The sequence below is a fragment of the Embleya sp. NPDC059213 genome (assembly GCF_042754445.1).
Lineage (GTDB): Bacteria > Actinomycetota > Actinomycetes > Streptomycetales > Streptomycetaceae > Embleya.
On the sequence record NZ_JBHZAV010000197.1, the window covers coordinates 1 to 17,352 of the forward strand.

The 17,352-nt window shown below is 71.5% G+C and carries 16 protein-coding genes and 2 pseudogenes; 12 read left to right on the forward strand and 6 right to left on the reverse strand.

From position 1 onward, the window contains the following. The first annotated feature begins 401 nt into the window (after positions 1-401). Genes ACFXMF_RS40150 through ACFXMF_RS40165 form a run of 4 tightly spaced genes read left to right on the forward strand, consistent with a single transcriptional unit; the run spans position 402 to position 4,194 of the window. Entirely contained in the window at positions 402-1,484 is a 1,083-nt protein-coding gene (locus ACFXMF_RS40150) for an MBL fold metallo-hydrolase (protein ID WP_379990963.1), read from the forward strand. A gap of 49 nt (positions 1,485-1,533) precedes the next feature. Further along, positions 1,534-2,331, forward strand: a complete 798-nt coding sequence (locus tag ACFXMF_RS40155) for an alpha/beta hydrolase (protein WP_379990964.1) — start codon at positions 1,534-1,536, stop codon at positions 2,329-2,331. A gap of 29 nt (positions 2,332-2,360) precedes the next feature. Beyond that, positions 2,361-3,149, forward strand: a complete 789-nt coding sequence (locus tag ACFXMF_RS40160) for an SDR family NAD(P)-dependent oxidoreductase (protein WP_379990965.1) — start codon at positions 2,361-2,363, stop codon at positions 3,147-3,149. Positions 3,150-3,198: 49 nt separating this feature from the next. Then, complete coding sequence (locus ACFXMF_RS40165) at positions 3,199-4,194, forward strand: alpha/beta fold hydrolase (protein ID WP_379990966.1); 996 nt, start codon at positions 3,199-3,201, stop codon at positions 4,192-4,194. 73 nt (positions 4,195-4,267) lie between these two features. Here ACFXMF_RS40165 and ACFXMF_RS40170 read toward each other — a convergent pair whose 3' ends face one another. Then, positions 4,268-7,066: an AAA family ATPase gene (locus tag ACFXMF_RS40170; protein ID WP_379990967.1), complete on the reverse strand. Its 2,799-nt coding sequence runs from the start codon at positions 7,064-7,066 to the stop codon at positions 4,268-4,270. A 54-nt stretch (positions 7,067-7,120) separates the two neighbouring features. After that, entirely contained in the window at positions 7,121-9,967 is a 2,847-nt protein-coding gene (locus tag ACFXMF_RS40175) for an AAA family ATPase (RefSeq protein ID WP_379990968.1), read from the reverse strand. A 477-nt stretch (positions 9,968-10,444) separates the two neighbouring features. On the opposite strand from ACFXMF_RS40175, the pseudogene ACFXMF_RS40180 reads away from it, so the two are divergent. From ACFXMF_RS40180 to ACFXMF_RS40200, 5 genes and pseudogenes are all read left to right on the forward strand, one after another. Next, positions 10,445-10,781 (forward strand): annotated as a pseudogene (locus ACFXMF_RS40180) (sulfatase-like hydrolase/transferase); the annotation flags it as partial. Positions 10,782-10,828: 47 nt separating this feature from the next. Further along, a pseudogene (locus tag ACFXMF_RS40185) lies at positions 10,829-11,017 on the forward strand (ABC transporter permease); the annotation flags it as partial. Between the two features lie 4 nt (positions 11,018-11,021). Next, positions 11,022-11,186, forward strand: coding sequence for a hypothetical protein (locus ACFXMF_RS40190; protein ID WP_379990969.1), 165 nt, complete (start codon positions 11,022-11,024; stop codon positions 11,184-11,186). Between the two features lie 430 nt (positions 11,187-11,616). Continuing rightward, a complete protein-coding gene (locus tag ACFXMF_RS40195; protein ID WP_379990970.1) occupies positions 11,617-12,021 on the forward strand; it encodes a hypothetical protein in 405 nt (134 codons plus the stop codon). Then, positions 12,018-12,314 carry a hypothetical protein gene (locus tag ACFXMF_RS40200; protein ID WP_379990972.1) on the forward strand — a complete coding sequence of 99 codons (297 nt, stop codon included), beginning with the start codon at positions 12,018-12,020 and terminating at the stop codon, positions 12,312-12,314. The genes ACFXMF_RS40195 and ACFXMF_RS40200 overlap by 4 nt, the downstream gene beginning before the upstream one ends. Before the next feature lie 318 nt (positions 12,315-12,632). Here the strand turns inward: ACFXMF_RS40200 and ACFXMF_RS40205 are convergent, their stop codons facing one another. The 3 genes from ACFXMF_RS40205 to ACFXMF_RS40215 all read right to left on the reverse strand — a co-directional run bounded on the left by ACFXMF_RS40205 (position 12,633) and on the right by ACFXMF_RS40215 (position 15,066). Further along, a complete protein-coding gene (locus ACFXMF_RS40205; RefSeq protein WP_379990973.1) occupies positions 12,633-13,706 on the reverse strand; it encodes a DUF6973 domain-containing protein in 1,074 nt (357 codons plus the stop codon). Positions 13,707-14,070: 364 nt separating this feature from the next. Beyond that, positions 14,071-14,349, reverse strand: a complete 279-nt coding sequence (locus ACFXMF_RS40210) for a type VII secretion target (RefSeq protein WP_379990974.1) — start codon at positions 14,347-14,349, stop codon at positions 14,071-14,073. Between the two features lie 219 nt (positions 14,350-14,568). Then, a complete protein-coding gene (locus tag ACFXMF_RS40215; protein WP_379990975.1) occupies positions 14,569-15,066 on the reverse strand; it encodes a helicase associated domain-containing protein in 498 nt (165 codons plus the stop codon). A gap of 120 nt (positions 15,067-15,186) precedes the next feature. Here ACFXMF_RS40215 and ACFXMF_RS40220 point away from each other — a divergent pair, with 120 nt between their 5' ends. The 3 genes from ACFXMF_RS40220 (at position 15,187) to ACFXMF_RS40230 (ending at position 17,034) form a co-directional block, all read left to right on the forward strand. Beyond that, positions 15,187-15,912, forward strand: a complete 726-nt coding sequence (locus ACFXMF_RS40220) for a hypothetical protein (protein WP_379990976.1) — start codon at positions 15,187-15,189, stop codon at positions 15,910-15,912. 532 nt (positions 15,913-16,444) lie between these two features. Next, positions 16,445-16,651, forward strand: coding sequence for a hypothetical protein (locus ACFXMF_RS40225; protein WP_379990978.1), 207 nt, complete (start codon positions 16,445-16,447; stop codon positions 16,649-16,651). Between the two features lie 8 nt (positions 16,652-16,659). After that, positions 16,660-17,034 carry a hypothetical protein gene (locus ACFXMF_RS40230; protein ID WP_379990979.1) on the forward strand — a complete coding sequence of 125 codons (375 nt, stop codon included), beginning with the start codon at positions 16,660-16,662 and terminating at the stop codon, positions 17,032-17,034. Between the two features lie 112 nt (positions 17,035-17,146). On the opposite strand, the gene ACFXMF_RS40235 is transcribed toward ACFXMF_RS40230, so the two are convergent. Then, the coding region (locus tag ACFXMF_RS40235; RefSeq protein ID WP_379990980.1) for a hypothetical protein at positions 17,147-17,352 on the reverse strand (206 nt) is incomplete at its 5' end.

The window sequence follows — 17,352 nt, forward strand, 5'->3', positions numbered from 1 at the left end:
AACTCACTCCCTCCCCATAAGCCGGGTCCCCGCGTACAGCCCCCGGCGCCGCACGGCGCCGGGGGCTTCGGCCGACTTCCCCGCCGCTCCCCGAAGGGGCCAGGACAGCGGCGACGTACCGATCTTCAGGACGCCGACCCTGCCGTAGCCTCCTTTGCCGGTTCGGAAGTCCGCGTATCGGACACGGCGCGGGGCCGCGCACCATGGACGCCGCGGCGGCGAGGGCGAGGCGGGAGTTCCTCCCGCCCGGGGAGAAGCCCCAGCCCCGCGGCAGCCCCGTCGGACAACGGACTGGGGTCTTTCCACGGTGCGAGCGTGGCCGGCCGGGTGGTGTCCTGGGCCCGATCCACCCGATCCACCCGATCGACCCGGGCGCCAGACCGATCCCGAAAGGCCAGACCATGACCGCGAAACCCGGGCCGCCCCTGGCGGACCGCCGGACGTTCCTGCGCACGGCGAGCGCCGCGGCGGCGATCCCCGCCGCGGTTCTCGCCACCGGCACGCTCGCAGGTACGGCGCAGGCCGCACCCTCGATCGACCTCCCCGACTTCGCACCCGTGCCGGCCGCCGCGCAGGGTCCCGCGCTCAACAGCGCGGGCTACTTCGTCGGCCGTATCGACGGACACCTGTACTGGGTCACGGACGGCAACTACCAGGCCATGTTCCTCAGCACGCGGGAAGGCGTCGTCCTGGTCGACGCGCCGCCGACCATCGGCCACAACCTGCTGCGGGCGATCTCCGACGTCACCCGGGCCAACGACCGTCCGGCCAAGGTCACCCACCTGGTCTACTCGCATTCCCACGCCGACCACGCCGGAGCCTCGTCGATCCTCGGCAAGGACGTGGTCCGCATCGGGCACAGCGAATGCCGGCGCTTCCTGCTCCGCGCGAAGGACCCCAACCGCCCCGCCCCGACCGTCACGTTCGAGGACCGGTACACGCTCCAGGTGGGCGGCGAGCGCCTGGAACTGACCTACCACGGTCCGAACCATTCACCGGACAACATCTTCATCCACGCCCCGTCCCACCGGACACTGATGGTGGTCGACGTCCTGTATCCGGGCTGGGTGCCGTTCAAGCACCTCGCCGTCTCCCAGGACATCCCGGCCTGGCTGCGCGCGCAGCACATCGCGATGGCCTACCCGTGGCGGACGCTGGTCGGCGGCCACCTCGGCCGGCTCGGGGTACGCGCCGACGGAGAACTCCAGCTGGCCTACATGGCCGACCTGGAAGCCTCCACGCGGGCCGCGATGAACCTGGATCCGGCCCCGTACTTCGCGAAGTACGGCCCGGCCGGCAACTCCTGGGCGGTCTTCAAGACCTACCTGGACGCGGTCGCGGCGGCCGCCGCCGCGCCGGTCGTCGCGAAGTACACCGGAGTCCTGGCCGCCGCGGACGTGTTCACGCTGGACAACGCCGGCACCTTGGTCGAGTCCTTCCGGATCGACGCCGGGATACTCGGCCCGTTCGGCACCCGCCCGTGACCCGGCCGCCGGCCCCGCCTCTTCCGCACCCGAGAACGGAGAATCCTCGATGACGACCCCCACACCGGTCCTGTTCATCCACGGCCTGTGGCTGCACGCCTCGTCCTGGGACGCCTGGACCGAACTGTTCCGCGCCGAGGGCTACGCGCCGGCCGCGCCCGGCTGGCCCGGCGACCCCGACACCGTGGCCGAGGCACGCGCGAACCCGGAGAGCATCGCCGACCGCGGCATCGACGACGTCGTCGAGCACTACGCCGGCATCATCCGCGGACTGGACCGGCCGCCGATCCTGGTCGGCCACTCCTTCGGCGGCATGATCGCCCAGAAGCTCCTCGGGCAGGACCTGGCCGCCGCGGCCGTCGCCGTCGACGCCGCCCAGATCAAGGGAGTCCTTCCGCTGCCGCTGTCGGCACTGCGGTCCACCCTGCCGGTGTTCAAGAACCCGGCGAACCGGCACCGCGCGGTCTCTCTCACCGCCGCACAGTTCCGCTTCGCGTTCGGTAACGCCGTGTCCGCCGAGGAGTCCGACGTGCTGTTCGAGCGCTGGGCGATTCCGGCGCCCGGCAAGCCCCTGTTCGAGGCCGCGGCCGCCAACTTCAACCCCCACTCGCCGGCCGAGGTCGCCACCGGTAACGCCCATCGCGGACCCCTGCTGCTGATGACCGGCGGCAAGGACCACACCGTCCCGGAGTCTGTCACCCGTGCGACGCTCAAGCAGTACCGGCACTCGCAAGCCGTCACCGACATCACCGACTTCCCCGACAAGGGTCACTCCCTGACCATAGACAGCGGCTGGCGCGAAGTCGCCGACACGGCACTGGCCTGGCTGCGTTCGCACTCCCTGTAGCCGGGCGTCCCCCGCGGAAGGAGCACGACATGGAACTCGGAATCGCCGGCAGGACGGCGGTCGTGACCGGCGCCGGCCGCGGCATCGGACTGGCCGTCACGCGCGCCTTGGTCGACGAAGGCGCGCGGGTGGTGGCCGGATCCCGCGAAGTCACCGCCGAACTCGAGCAACTCACCGCCGACGGCCGGGTCGTCGCGGTGGCGGTCGACCTGGCCGAACCGGCGGGACCCGCCGAACTGATCGCCTCGGCCACCGCCGCGTTCGGCGGGCTGGACATCCTGGTCAACAACGTCGGCGCGGTCCGGCCGCGCACCGGGGGCTTCCTCACCGTGACCGACGACGACTGGGACGCGACGCTGACCGTCAACTTCCTGGCGGCGGTCCGCGCGACGCGGGCGGCCCTGCCGATCCTCCTCGACCGGGGCGCCGGAAGCATCGTCACCGTCAGCTCCGTCAACGCCTTTTTGCCCGACCCGTTGGTCATCGACTACGGGGCGGCCAAGGCGGCACTGTCCAACTTCTGCAAAGCGCTGTCGAAGGAGATCGGCCCGCGCGGTATCCGCGTGAACACCGTCAGCCCCGGCCCGGTCGCCACCGCGCTGTGGATCGGCCGATCCGGCGTCGCGGCCACCGTGGCCCAGGCAGCGGGCGGCACCGCCGACGACGTGGCCAGGCAGGCCGCAGCCGTCGCCGCCACCGGCCGCTTTACCCGGCCGGAGGAAGTCGCCGACCTGGTCGTTTATCTGGCCGGTGACCGCGCGGCGAACATCACCGGGGCCGACTTCACCATCGACGGTGGTCTCGTCACCACTTTGTGACGCATCCACGTCCAGGCGACCACCGTCCTTCCATCCCACCGGAGCACACGTGAAGCTCACGCATGCCCTCATCCGCCGACCGATGCTCGCGGCCGTCGTCGCCACCACCGTCTTCGCCGCGGCGGTCACCGTGGGTGCCGCCGAGCCCGCACCCGCGGCCGCCGCATCCGCGAGAGAACACATACCTGTCGGCTTCGGCGAGCGCAAAGCCGAACTCGGCGCGGTCGACCTCAACTACGTCATCGGTGGCCAGGGCCCGACCCTGGTACTGATCCACGGCTACCCGCAGACCTGGTACGAGTGGCACGACATCCTGCCGGCCCTCGCCCGGCACTACACCGTCATCGCCCCCGACCTGCGCGGCGCCGGCAAGAGCGACGCCCCGGCGACCGGTTACGACAAGAAGACCATGGCCGACGACATCCACCGCCTGTTGGTCGCACTCGGGCGCGACCAGGACGTGCGGATCGTCGGCCACGACATCGGCACCATGGTCGCGTACGCCTACGCCGCGGCTCACCCCACCGACGTCACCAAGCTCGTGCTCAGCGAGGCACCCATCCCCGACCTGGGCGTATATCAGTTCCCCGCGCTGACCGCCGACGGCCCGGGCGTGTGGAACTTCGGGTTCTTCAGCGTCGCCAACGGCCTGCCCGAAGCCATGATCCGCGGCCGTGAACGGACCTGGACCGACCGCTTCATCGACCAACTGGAGTTCCGCAAAGGGTCGGTCACCGCGCACGAGGTCGCCGTGTTCGCCCGCTACCTGAAGGACCGCGACCGCCTCAACGGCAGCCTGGCGTGGTTCCGCGCCTTCCCGCAGGACATCGCGGACAACGCCGAGTACGTCAAGACTCCGCTCACCATGCCCGTGCTGGCCATCGGCGCCGACCACAGCCTGGACGACACTTTGGAGAAACAGGCGAGCCGATACGCGACGAACGTCACCGGCAAGGTCATCGGCGACTCCGGCCACTGGATCTACGAGGAGCACCCCGCCGAACTCACCGGCATCCTGCTGGCCTTCCTGAACAGCGGCCCGTGACCTCGCCCACGATCCGGGTCCCGCGGCGATCCCCGGCCCGCCGGCGTGCCGCGGATCGCCGCGTCCGGGCTCCTCATGCGTCCGCGGCCCCGTCGTCGAGGACGGACTTGAGCTGTCGTCGCGAGGTGATGCCGAGCCTGCGGAAGACCTTGTTGAGGTGGTACTCGACGGTCGACGTCGTGATGAACAACCGGGCGGCGATCTCGGTGTTGGTGGTTCCGCCGGCCGCCAGCTCCGCAACCCGGCGCTCCTGCGGGGTCAGCCCGAGCCCGCCCCGGGAATCCCGCTTCCTGGCGTGCTCACCGGTGGCCAGCAGTTCGACGCGGGCACGCTCGGCGAACCCCGCCGCACCCATCCCCGCGAACATCTCGTACGCCGTGCGCAGTTCGACACGTGCCTCGCCGCGCCGCCTGCACCGACGCAGCCACTCGCCGTACAGCAGACGCGACCGCGCCAGTTCGGTCGCCACCCTCGTCCGGCCGAGCAGCTCAACGGATTCGAGGTACAGCGCCTCGGCGTGGTCGTCGTCGGCCATCAGCGCGCGGCAGCGGGCCAGCAGACCCAGCGCCCAGGGGGTGCCCGCTGCCGTTGCGCGCTCTTCCAGACGGGTCAACGCGTCCTTCGCGGCGCGATGGTCGCCACAGCGCACGCCGGCCTCGACGACGTCGTGCGCCACCCGGGCCGCCGTGCTGCAGTTGTCCTTCGCGAAGGTGATCCGCGCCAACGCCAGTGCCTCGGCGTACCGTCCATGACCGATCTCCAGCACGGTGAGGCAGTTGCGGGCCCAGTCGCCGAACGCGTCGTGGTCCTTCTCGGCCACCCAGTGCCGCGTGATCACGTCGGCGGCGGCCCGGGTCTCCGCCTCACGGCCGCTCCAGGCCAGCAGGTCGATCCGGTGGGCGGGGCCCACCTGCGGCAGCCCGACGAGCGCGGCAAGTTCCTCGGACTCGTCGATACAGGCCGCCGCGGCGGCGAAGCGGCCGGCACGTTGCTCCCACGTGGACCGCACCAGCAGCGTCGTCCACAACGCACTGAGCGCGCCGCTGCCGCGTTCGTGTTCTTCGAGCCGCCTGTTCGCCGCGTATCCGCCCGCGTCGTCCCACAGTTCGTCTGCGGCGTAGCCGGCGAGCACGGCGAGCGGCAGGCCGTCTTCGACGATGTCGGGTCCCTCGCACAGGACGTGCAACGCTCGGCGCAGGATCGGGACGGACGCCGGGTGGCCGACGTGCACACGTACGGCGAACCCCTTGAGCAGGAGGTCTTCGGCGGTCGAGGGCTCCGGCCGCATCGCCGGTGAGCCCAGTACGGCGCCACCGAAGTCCCGAGGTGCGAGGGAGCTGTGGTTGCCGAGCAGAATCGCATGCATGCCTTCGAACAACATCTTTCGGGCCAGCGCCGGCTCGGCGTCGGCGATCGAGCGGGCCGCGTCCAAGAGGAGGGGTGGGACGCCGGCGATGCGTGCGAAGCACAGATCGATGGTTGCGCCGGCCCGCACCGCGCGCGCGTGCAGAACCGGGTCGCCGGGGCCGAGAAGCGGCATGGCCCGGTCGAGAATGGCCTGCGCCGCGTCCGGATCCCCGGCGACGAGATACGCGCGCGCCGCCTCGATCAGGCGCGCGGGCCGACCGTCCGCGGACAGTTGCGCGGCCCGCGAGAGGAGCGCCGCCTGCTCCGCGTACCCGCCGCGGACCCGGACTCGCTCCGCGGCGGCTGCCAACTCCGCAGCCACCTCGTCGTCCAGCCCGATCGTCGCCTCTGCCCGGTGCCAGGCCCGGCGGACCGGGTCGCGGGCCGGATCGCTGAGCGCGGCGAGCGTCTCGTGCACGCGGCGCCGATCCGCGGCGTCCGCGCCTCGGTAGACCGCGGAGCGGATCAGGGGGTGCCGGAACCCGGTGGGGTCGTCGGGAGTGAGGATGCCGGCGGAGACCGCGGCGTCCGCGGCAGTGGCGGGGATGCCGAGGACACCGGCCGCGCGCCACAGCAGCAGCGAGTCCTCGGACGGGGCGGCGGAGAGGAGGAGCAGGAGCGCCCGGGTCTCGGCGGGCAGGGCGCCGATACGGTGCGAGAAGTGCGATTCGAGGCGTGCGCCCACCGGGAGCGGCGCGTGCAGCGGCGTCGTGCCCGCCAGATGCTCGGGTGCCAGGGTGCCGGCGATCTCGATCAGGGCCAGCGGGTTGCCGCCGGTGTCGGCGACGATCCGGGCAGCCATCGCCGGGGCGAGGCGCCCCGGGACAGCCGCTCTGAGCAGGGTCCCGGCGTCGGCTCCCGGCAGTCCGTCGAGCCGGAGGGCGGCGATGCCGTCGAATGGTCCGGGGCCTGCGGGCTCGTCGCGGCCGGCCAGGATCAGGCCGATGGCGTCGGCGTGCAGGCGGCGTGCGGCGAACGCGAGCGCGTCGGACGACTCGCGGTCCAGCCACTGCAGGTCGTCGACCAGGCACAGCAGCGGCTGCTCCAATGCCGCCCCGGCCAGCAGCGTGAGGCAGGCCATGCCGACGAGGTACCGGTCGGCCGGCGGACCGGCGAACAGGCCGAACGCCGAGCGGAGTGCCTCGCGTTGCGGAGCAGGGAGCGCGTCGAGGCCGGTCAGCAGAGGACGGAGCAGCCGGTACAGGGACGCGAAGCCGAGGCGGGCCTCCGACTCGACCCCGGCGGTCCTGACGACGCGCAGGTCCCCGGCGGTCTCGGCCACCCGGTCCAGCAGCCGCGTTTTGCCGACGCCGGGCTCGCCGGCCAGCACGAGCGTGCAACTGCGCCCGTCCCGGACCCCGGCCAACAGGGTCGCGACAGCGGCGAGTTCGCCGTGCCGTCCGGTGAACGGGGCGGGCCGGGCACGGGAACCTACCCACAGCGGTATCGTCACCGCTTCAGCCAAGCATCAGCCTCCCTGGGGGACCCTAGGGGCGGACCCTAGTTCGCGGGGCCGCGCCTATGCCCGGCGGGCGCCCAAAGCCTCGCCGAGCTGCCTGCGCGAGGAGATGCCGAGCTTGGTGTAGATGTTGGACAGGTGGTACTCGATGGTCTTGTGGCTCACGTATAGCTCCGCCGCGGCCTCTTGATTGGTCCGACCCCCCGCGATGAGATGCGCCACCGACAGCTCCCGTTCGGTCAGGACCGGCCGCCGGTCGGGACCCTCGGCGGGGGCGCCGAGTCCGACAGCCGACAGGTCCGCGGCGCAGCGGCGCAGGAACGGGTCCGCCCGCAGTGCGCCGAAACGACCGTGCGCCGTCGTGAGCCACTTCGCGGCCTCGCGGCGGGGCGCGGATCCGGTGGCCGACAGGGTTCGTCCGTATGCCTGCTCGAGCATCGCGCGGTAGAGCGGCGCGCTGTCGGCGGCGGCATCCGCGTGCACCTCCGCAGCGGCAGAGGAGCCCACCGCCTGCTCGTAGATCGCCAGGGCGTCGCGCGGCCGGCCCTCGGCTTCGGCGAGGACACCCGCGAGTCTGGCCACGACGACCCCGAGATAGCCGGTGCCGTCGTAGCCCTCGTGGAGGTCGCGGAGCGCCCGCGCTGCGGCTGCGAGTTGTCCGGTGCCGGTCAACGCCTCGACCAGCAGGGACTGCTGCCACAGCCAGAAGGGCTTGAACCGAAGCCGGATCCCGTCGCCTTCGGTGCGGGACGCCCGGTCGAGCAGCGGTTCGAGCGCGCGCAGCATGGCCGGGTGGTCGGCCTGTGCCTGGGCCAGCGTTGCCGCCGCCAGCGACGAGTACACGGTCTCTACGGGGGAGCCGAGGGCCTGGGTGAGCTGGGACAGGAGCTCGACGTGTCCCTCGGCCGCGTCCCACTGCCCGCGGCCGGCCTGCACGCACACCGCGGCGAACCGCGCCGCCGCGTCGCCGATCCGCTGGTCCTGGGCGGCCGCGATCGCCAGCGCGCGGTCCGCCGCGGATTCTCCGGCGTTCCAGTCGCCGTCGAGATAGTCCACCACCGACATGAGCGAGAGCGTCAGGGAACCGAGCTTCGACCCGGCACCTTGTCGGTCGCGCCTTGCGACGGTCGCCAGATCGGCCCGGGCCGAGGCGAGTTCCCCCAGAAACAGGCGCAGGACGCCGCGCGTGGCCAGCGTGTCGAGCTGATGGTCCGGCACCGTGGAGCTCGCCGCGGGCAGGTGCGCGACATCCCGCAGGGCCGCGCGTGGCCCGCGGTCCCAGAGCCGGCCCGTCGCCAGGACGGCGCGGGTGAAGTCCGTCGTGGCGGGGTCGAGATCGCCGATCGTCAGGGTCCGCCGGGCGATCTCCACCGTCTCGGCGCCGCGGCCGTTGCGGAGCATGATGTTGGCCAGGAACGTGCCTGCGAGCACCGCCACCCATTCGGCACCCGGCTCGGCGAGAGCCGACCGCCAGGCCTTGTTCAGCAGTGCCTCGCCGGACGGGAACCGACCGGCCGTCATGTCCATGACGCCCAGCACGCAACTGCGCAGCGGCCCCGGCGTGCAGTCCTCGACCTGGGGCCGCAGTTTGGCGGCGGTGACCGGCTGCATGGTGAGGAGCGACTGGGCGCAGGCGGTCAACAGCCGCCGTTCGCGGTCGTCCCGATGCTCGGACAGCGCGGACGCCCACAGCAGGCGCGTCGCCGCCAAGGCGTTGCGGCCGCTCGACGCCTCGCGCGTCGCGGACTGCTCGAGCTCGTCGGCGAGCTGCGGATCCGCGCCGGTCGCCGCCGCGACCCGGTGCGTCCACGCCGCAGCCGTACCGACCAGGGCCGCGGCACCCGCGTGCAGCGCGCGGCGACGCTCAGGGCCCATCGCGTCGTACACGGCGTCGCGTTGCAGGGCGTGGAACACAGCGACGGGGCTCTGCGGTTCGGCCGGCCACCACTGCGCGAGTCCGACCGCCAGCACGGGGCCGAGTGCGCGGGCCGGGTCCTCGAGTGCGGCGAGTCGGGCGGCTGTCGCGAGCGGAACCCGCGTGTCCAGCACCGCCATCGCCTCCAGCAACTCCACGGATTCGCGGGGGAGGCGGTCGACCTGGGCGCGGATCCCGACCTGGAGCGAGCGGGGCACCGGCCACCGCTCGAACGCCTCGTCGCGGAGCGTGTCGACGGGAACCTCGGCCAACACCGTGCGGAGGTAGAGGGGGTGCCCGCGGGTGTAGGCGTGCAGCCGCCGGACCAGGGCCGGAGCCAACCGCGTCTCGATCAGCCCGCGTGCCAGCCGGGCCACATCGCCGTCGTCGAGCCCGTCCAACGCGATCCGCACAGCGCGGTCCGACGACCGCACCAGCCGGTCCGGCACCCCGGCCGAGCCCTCGGCGTCGGGGCGGGTGGCCAGGACCGTCAGGACCCGGTCCGCCCACAGCCGGCGTACGACGAACCCCAGTGTCTGCACCGACAGGGTGTCCGCCCACTGGAGGTCGTCCACCACCACCGCCACCGGGCCCATGTCCTCCTGTAGCGCGCCCAGCAGGAGCAGCAACTGCCCACCGACGGCATGCGCGGGCGCGCCACTCGTATCCTGCGTGAGCAGGGGGAACCGCTTCACGAGTTCCGGGTCCAGGCGGCGCACCAACTGCCCGACGATGCCGCCCGGCAGGTCGCTCTCCGACGGGTCACCGGTGGCCCACAGGAGTGTGAAGCCCGCCAAGTCGGCGCTGAACCGGCGCAGGAGAGCGGTCTTCCCGATGCCGGCCTCGCCCTCGACGACAGCGAGCCACGACTCACCGCGTCGCGCCTTGTCCGCGCACTCGTCAAGCCGCTGCGATTCACGAACGCGGCCGACGAACAACCCGGCACGGCTCTCACCGTGCACGCCATCGGCACCACCTATGGAGTCCCCCATGTGTTGACCTCCAGGGCCGAAACGATGACATGCGCAATGGCATCGCCACAGTGCGGGTGAACAGCACCTTAGAGGATGAGCTGCATGATCCGCCGGACAAAACCTGCGCTGCGTCCTGACGGTACGTCACGTAGTCACCGGGTGAAGCTCCGTGGGCCCGGTCGGCCGGGCAAGTCCGATCTTGTCGACCGCCTCACCACCGCCGCGGCCGGGCGGCTCGCCGTTCCCGGCCGCGCTGCGCTCCGTGATCGTGCACACCCACGAGATCGAGGTCTGCATCCCCACGGTCGCCGCCTGGGCATCGCATACCTCGCCGACCGGGCCACCCCCGAACGACGCGCCGCCCTGCGCCGTACCCGATCGGCCGGGCCCGGCCGCCCACCCTCCACTCGCCGTCCTCGGCGGCATCGTCGCGCCCCGATTCCGCCACGATCCCGGCCCGGTGCCGCCGCTCCCAGCAGAAGGCGCGATCGTCGTATGCCAGTTCGCAACGTCCTGTTCCTGATGACCGATCAACACCGGGCCGACACGCTGGGCTGCTACGGCAACCCGGTGGTCGACACCCCGGCGCTCGACTCGCTCGCCGCCGACGGCACCCGATTCGACCGCTTCTACACGCCCACGGCCATCTGCACGCCGGCCCGCGCGTCGCTGTTCACGGGCCAGTACCCCTTCCGGCACGGGCTCCTTGTCAACCCGGAACGCAACGGCGGCGCCCGCGACGAACTCGGGCGACGCGAGCCCGGTGCCGGCCCGCCCGCTGCTGGAACGCGGCTACCCGAGGTACAGCGTCGGTACAGCGAGTAATGGTCGGTCGACCACTTCGACGCGGACCAGTGGCGCAAGCTGATCGCCGTCTACACCGTCGTCGCCGCCGAGTTGATCGCCGCGCAGAGCGGACTGGGCTTCCGCATGCAGCAGGCGCAGCCCTACTACGACCTGCCCACCATCTTCGTCCAGCTCATCGCCATCGGGGCGATCGGGCTCGTCATGGACCGGCTGCTGCTGCTCGCTGAGCGGCGGCTCACCGGCCGGCAGGAAAGAAGGTAGCCGGATGCCCACCATCTCCTTCACCGAAGTGTCGCGCGACTTCGCGCTCAGGACCGGCGAATTCCACGCCCTCGACCGGGTGAGCCCGGACATGCCCAAGCGCGACGCCGCCAAGGACTACTACCTCGGTGACCTGTACGCCGGAGCCGGCGGTGTCCCGAAGCAGTGAGCCCGAGGACCACACGGCCTCCTGGGGGTCGAGCGCCGGCCGGCGTTCACCCCGCGCCCGGGACCGCGTTGCCGCCTTCCCCGTCCCGTGGGCGCGCGAGGCCGTGCTCGCCGTGCCCCGGCGCCGCGTTCGCGCCCGACGTGGTCTGGCGCGCCGACCCCACGTCGTGCCGGTACACCCGGTCCACCGGTACGCGGATCCCGATGCGTGGGACGAGGTGGTCCTGCGGCCGCCTTCGAAGCGGCCCGCGAGGCCGAACCCGCCACGGGCGAGTCCGAGGTCGAGTGGGTCCTGGACTCGCTGTACCGGGACGGGAACCATGGCAGCGCCGACGGCGTAGTCACGGGCAGGGAAGGGTTGTTCGTCGGCCCGGGGGGGGTCGTCCCGGCGCTTGGCCGGCGCTGTCACACCCCCGTCATACGCTTCCGTCATGAGCGTCTCTCTCTACTACAGCGCGCACCGCGCGGCACCGCTGACCGAAGCCGAGTCGGCCTTGGTCGCGCGCGTCGTCGCCGCGCACACGGCGTCGTTTCCGTACGACGACGAGGAAAGCCTGTACCTGCACGACCGGCGTGCGGCCGGGCCGGAGGAGATCGTCGCCGGGGCCACCAAGATGCCGCTCGATCCCGGTCGTCTGATGCCGGTGATCGCCCATGTGCTGGATTGCGTGACGGACTTGCGCCGGGCCGTGCCGGATGCCGAGTGGCGCGTGCACATGGACGACCTCTACGTCTCGTGGGACGAGGCCGAGGGGTATGCCCTGCCCGGGATGCGCGACGCGGACCTGATCGCGGAGCTCGCGGCGGTCCACGACGGGGACGGGGCAACGAGATGAGGGAAGCGAGCGCGAAGAAGACTGAGGACGCCTTGCCGCCCACGCCGGAGCAGCGGCGCCTCCTCGAGTTCGGCGAGGCGCTGTACCGCCGCATCGCTCCGGACGCCGATATCGCTCACGTGCTGCTGCCCGGAGACGATGCGGTGGCTGTCGTGCACCGCGTGCGGGGCGGTGGGACGATCCTCGTGGCGGCCGACCGGTCGGTTCTCTTCTTCGGTTCGGCGCTCGACATCAGTGTCGCCCTGATCGACTTCCGGGCCGGCCGGCGCACGCCTGTGGAGCAGTTCCGATAGCGGCTCGGCCGCCGGGAAACGCGGGCAGGGCGGCCCGCCGAGGGCCCCGTTTCCGATCAAGGCCCGGTAGCCGATCGACGTGATGGCGTCACCGACCTGCTCCCACGTCACGGCGGGGTTCAAGGCGGCGACCAGCTCCGGCGTGAGAGGCCGCAGCTCGTACACATCGGTGACTGCGTCCAGGTCCACCGGAGTGCGGTAGTGCCTCTTTGCCCAGGCCTGGTACTTCTCCGGCGTCCCGTCGACCAGGCGGCGGAAGAGCCAGTGCTACGAAGTGTGCCGTCTCGGCCACGATGGGCCGGAGCGACTCGAGGGCATTCACCCCCGGTGGCTCACGCGGTCCAGGTGAAGCTGAATCGGTTGCCGTCGGTGGGTGAGGCCGTGGGGGAGTCGGCTCTTGTCGGGGTCGATGTCGACGGTTGCGGTGGCCGAATCGTAGGTGAAGTAGGCGAACCGGTGGCGAGGTCCTGGGATGTGGAGACGCGGCGGACGACGAGGTGGGTGGCCTCGGTGTCGTGGGTGTCCAGGGCCGCGCACGGTGTGCCGGAGACCAGTTCCCGGTGGTGGGTGCCGACCTTGAAGACCAGGGCGTGGGCGTCTTCGGGGTCGCCGGTGGTGACGAACGAGGCGCAGATCCGGCGGGGTTGCAGGGGCCCGCAGTCCTGATCGCTGTAGACGAGTTCGTGGTTGCGGTCCACCACGACGGCCCGGCCTTCGCGGACGGCCCGGTCGATGTGGTCGGCGAGTTCGGCGGGGGAGGCGTTGTTCCTGGGCGATGCAGCGGCCGAGGCCGTTGTTGTACAGGTCCATGGCCTCCCGGTGGCCGGGGTTGTTCGGTAGTCCTTCGTGGACGGTGGTGTACTTGGCGGCCCAGTCCACGCCGAACCTCTGGGTGAGCAGGGCGTTCCAGTAGGTGTGGCGGAAGGCGTCCTGGTGGTCGTCGTTCTTGTCGTTGGAGGTGAACCGTTTCTCGGCCTCGGCGAACGCCTCCTTTTTGATGTCGGCGAAGTCTTTCTGGGCCAACCATCCGAGCCGGTCCAGGAGTTCGACTTCCGTGCGGGTTATCTCCTGTTGGTCGGTGAAGAAGCCGACGATGCCACCTGGCCATTTGGTGGTGCCGTGGGGGTCGTCCATGGTCTGGAAGGTGGTGAGTATCTCGGCGCCGTTGCCGTCGCGGCCCAGGGTGCTGTGCGGGTTGAAGGAGTCGTCGCGGGCGCTGACGTCCTGATGGATGTCCCATTGGGCGTCGTTGTCGGCCTGGGTGGCCTGGGCCAGGGCCTGGCCGACGCGCCAGGCGAAGTCCTGGGCGCGTTTGGTGTAGTCGACGTTGATCTGCGCGGCGGCCCAGCCGTCGCCGCTCACGGACAGGGCCCGGGCGACCTCGTCGGGCATGCGCCAGTCGACGCCGCCGTCCTCGCGGGCGGTGAACTCCGGGGTGCGGGCAATCTCGTCCAGGACGGTGCCCAGCAGGGTCCTGGCGTTCTTGAAGGCCGTGTGGGCGTCGGAGATCGCGCGGGACAGGGCGGCGGCCTGGGCGGCGGCGAGACCGAGTTGGCGTTGGGTCTCGGCGAAGCGGGTCCGGGCGGAATCGGCGACGGTGCCGCTCCAGCCGGTGAGGCCGGGGGAGTGGGCGACTTTCCACCTGATGGCGTTCGGCCAGGCCCTGGAGTTTGGCGCGGACGGTCTCCCAGGCGCCGGTTGCCTCGGTGAGCAGGTCGACGTTCGCGTCCCGCACCTGACTGAGGGTGAGCACGACTCAACCGCCCATCGATCGTTCGACGTTGGTCTCGGTGCGGGTGTACTCGTCGGCGGTCCCGCGCAGCCCGGTGGCGGATTCGCCGAGTCTGCGTTCGAGGGCCGCGACCTGTCGATCCCAGGTGGTGACGATTTCGGCGAGGCGTTCGGCGGTGCGCCAACCGGGGAGGCCGCCTGCGGCGGTCTGAGTCGCGGGCACGGCGGTGCGTGCCCCGGCACCCAGCTCGGCCAGGACGCGGTCCTGGGCGGCGCCGGTGGCGCGCAGATGTTCGGGGGCCACTCGGAAGTCCGGCGCCCCGGTCTTCTCGGGGCCCGACGGCGGTGGCGAGGGTGGTGTGCCGGGTTGCGGCTTGGGTAATCCGGGATCCGGCTCGCCGCCGCCCGGGGGTGGTGGGCCGGTGGGGCCCGGCTTGGGCCGGTCCGTCCGCCGCCTGGATGTGGGCGGTCGGATGAAGTGCGCGTTCCATGTTGCTCGTACCCTCCCCCGGGGTTGGCGCAGTCACGCTGAGTGCGAGGCTACAGATGCCCCTCCCGCTCGCGGAACGCCGCCTGCGGCCAGGGTGGGCACCCACCGATCCACGGCCCGCACCACCACCGACCGCTCCCCGACGGCCACGCGCATGCCCACCCCGGCCAACGCCTCCCGCTGCGCCGGTGTCAGGCCTGCTCCGCAGCGTCGTTGCCATTCCAGCCATGCTCCGACGCCCTCGCCGCCGATGGTGCGTCCGGGTACGAGTTCGTCGAGGCTTCCGCCGCTTTCGGTGTGCAGTCGCACCGTCGCGAGTATGCGTTGCCAGTCCAGGGACCACCGCAGCGCGGGATCGCTGCGCCCCATGGGGTTCCGGTCGGGGCCGATCGCGGCCAGGCGTTCCCACCGCTGCGCCCGGGGCGCGGGGTTCTTGCGGGACTCCAACGGGCGGCGGCAGTTCGCGACGAATTGTCCGACGGGGTGGTTGTTGACGGCGGCGTTCCTGGGCGCGGCGAGGGGGCGGGTCATCCGGTGTGGGGGAGGTCCGGGGCGGTACACCTTGACGCCTCTGGTCGTAAGCCGACGAGGTGTTCTCGTCGGGCTCCCGGACGCGTACCCGAGGTTTCCATGGTGCAGCAACATGCGCGATTGGCAAGGAAGTTCGGTTACGAGGTCTCCCCGGGGCGGGCCATCGACACCTCGGGCGGCCGGTCGTACGTGGAGCGGCTTCGCCGCTCCGGGCCGCAGGCGAGGCGGTGGGCGCGGACGGCGAACGCGGCGGTGATCGTGCTGGTGGCCGCCGCGGTACTGGCGTTCCTCGCTCGTGACCTGCTGGGGCAGACGGGTATCGTGTCAACAGTGGTGTTTCTCGGTGGGCTGCCGATCCCCGTCCTCGCGGTGGTGCCGAAAACGCGCAAGCTTGCCGCGCGCACCGAGGAATGGACGGTCGCGCTGGTCGAGACGCTGCAGGAGCATCCCTGGCAGGTGCGGCCGGTCCGGGTCGAGGAGATCTCGCCGGAGGAGGAATCCGCCGCTCGCGCGGTGCTTCCGTTGGACCGGCAGGCCATATTGGAGTCGCAAGGGGGACCTCGGCGCGTCCTGCTCCTGGCCCCGGACGGATCGGTCGCGCGCAGCTATGTCGCCCTCGTCCCCGCCGACGTGTGGCGGGGGATGACGGACGGGGTCGGCGCCCTGTGGGTCTGCGGCGACCTTCGGTTCCGCGTCGCGCTCGCCGAGTCGGGCGCCCAACGGTGTTGGCCGGGTAGTCCGGTCCCGCCGCCTGTCCGGCACCGTGCCCAGGACGAGGACTCCAGCGTCATCAGCGCGATCGCGCGCGAGGCGGGACACTCCGCCGTCCTGGATTGGCTCGGCTGAGAACTGATCCGAAAGAGCGGTTCATCCGATTCCAGGTGTTTGCTCCGGCGTTGATGTCGGCTTCGTCGGTGACATTGGAACCAAAACCTCCATGCGCCTTGTCGGGGTGCCGCTGTTGAATGACGGTATGGGAAACGCGTTGTGGAACCGGCTCTCGCGGGATGTGCAAACCGAAGTGGATCGCCTGATCGCCTCGGGGTGCAAGATCCAGGCGGTTATGTTGATGCGCGAGAGTGCCGGCTTGCCGACGCCGGGTCTCCACGCATGCGTCGACCTGCTGCAGTGGCGATTCGAGGAACTGGAACGGCCGTCGGCCAGATACGGAGCGGCGGGCCCCGACTCAAATGACGCGCCGGGTCGGGGTGTTTCGTAGGCCTCAAGCGCCGCTGTGTGGGACCCGCCCGACCGACAACACCCGGGAGGCGCGGCCGCGCCCGGGCCCGTCGGCCGACGACGACGGCTCCCAGGGGTGTCCGTGGTTTTGGTACCGGCCCGGTACCGTCGGTGGTACCCGCCTGGTACCTTGTCGGGCATGCCAGCTTTGAACATCGAGTACACGGACGAGGAACTGGCCGCCGTGCGCGAGGCCGCGCGGCTGGGGGGCAAGTCGGTGAAGGCGCATGTGCACGATCTGAGCGTGTCCGAGGCCGCCCGCCGCAACTTCGTGACCGGCGCCGCCACGTTCGTCACCGAGCACCTGGCCGAGTTCGAGGACGCCTTCCCCGAGGGGCAGCGTTGATCCTGCGCGTGGACGCCGGATGGGTCCTGGACATCCAGACCGCGAACACCCCGGTGAACCTGCCGCTCACCGACTGGGGATCGTTCGCGTTCTGCGTCGAGCGCCACCGCTACGAACGCTTTCGCGGCGAGCTGTACTACGAGGAGACCGCCGCGCGCGCCGCGACGTTCGTCCACTCCATGATCGTCCTGGAGCCCTTCGCCGACTTCAACGCCGTCGTCGGCTGCGCCTGTGCCGACCGCTACATGGCCGGCTCCGACGAACCGCTCACCGTCCCTCCCGGCGGCTGGGTCCAGTTGACCCGCGACATCCGCGAACGCAAGCACTCCCTCAGCGACGTCGCCCGAACCCTGCGCGCCTGGAGCCGGCCGCAGAACGATTGAACATCGGACCCACCCTCCGAGGGAGGCGACAACTCGCCGAGCGGACCCGGAGGGGACGTCCGTAGGCGGGCCGGTCCCTTTACATCCGTTGGGGGGACGAGGGGTCGCAGCTCTACGTGTTCATGACAACATTCACGACGGCCGCCTCACCCGCCGCGACCTGCTTCTGCGACTCCCCGAACTCCACCGCCGCACCCGCACGGTCGGCGACGGCCAACTCCCCCTCGCCGACAGCCTCCTCGACGCCACCCACCCCAGCGGACTCCCCGAGACGACCACCCGCGAAGCCGTCGGCGCCGAACTGCGCATCCTGGGCAT

Coding starts and splice junctions, on each gene's coding strand:
- ACFXMF_RS40150 (WP_379990963.1), top strand. CDS start 402: ATGACCGCGAAACCCGGGCCGCCCCTGGCGGACCGCCGGACGTTCCTG.
- ACFXMF_RS40155 (WP_379990964.1), top strand. CDS start 1,534: ATGACGACCCCCACACCGGTCCTGTTCATCCACGGCCTGTGGCTGCAC.
- ACFXMF_RS40160 (WP_379990965.1), top strand. CDS start 2,361: ATGGAACTCGGAATCGCCGGCAGGACGGCGGTCGTGACCGGCGCCGGC.
- ACFXMF_RS40175 (WP_379990968.1), bottom strand. CDS start 9,967: ATGGGGGACTCCATAGGTGGTGCCGATGGCGTGCACGGTGAGAGCCGT.
- ACFXMF_RS40190 (WP_379990969.1), top strand. CDS start 11,022: ATGCCCACCATCTCCTTCACCGAAGTGTCGCGCGACTTCGCGCTCAGG.
- ACFXMF_RS40195 (WP_379990970.1), top strand. CDS start 11,617: ATGAGCGTCTCTCTCTACTACAGCGCGCACCGCGCGGCACCGCTGACC.
- ACFXMF_RS40200 (WP_379990972.1), top strand. CDS start 12,018: ATGAGGGAAGCGAGCGCGAAGAAGACTGAGGACGCCTTGCCGCCCACG.
- ACFXMF_RS40205 (WP_379990973.1), bottom strand. CDS start 13,706: ATGCCCGACGAGGTCGCCCGGGCCCTGTCCGTGAGCGGCGACGGCTGG.
- ACFXMF_RS40215 (WP_379990975.1), bottom strand. CDS start 15,066: ATGACCCGCCCCCTCGCCGCGCCCAGGAACGCCGCCGTCAACAACCAC.
- ACFXMF_RS40225 (WP_379990978.1), top strand. CDS start 16,445: ATGCCAGCTTTGAACATCGAGTACACGGACGAGGAACTGGCCGCCGTG.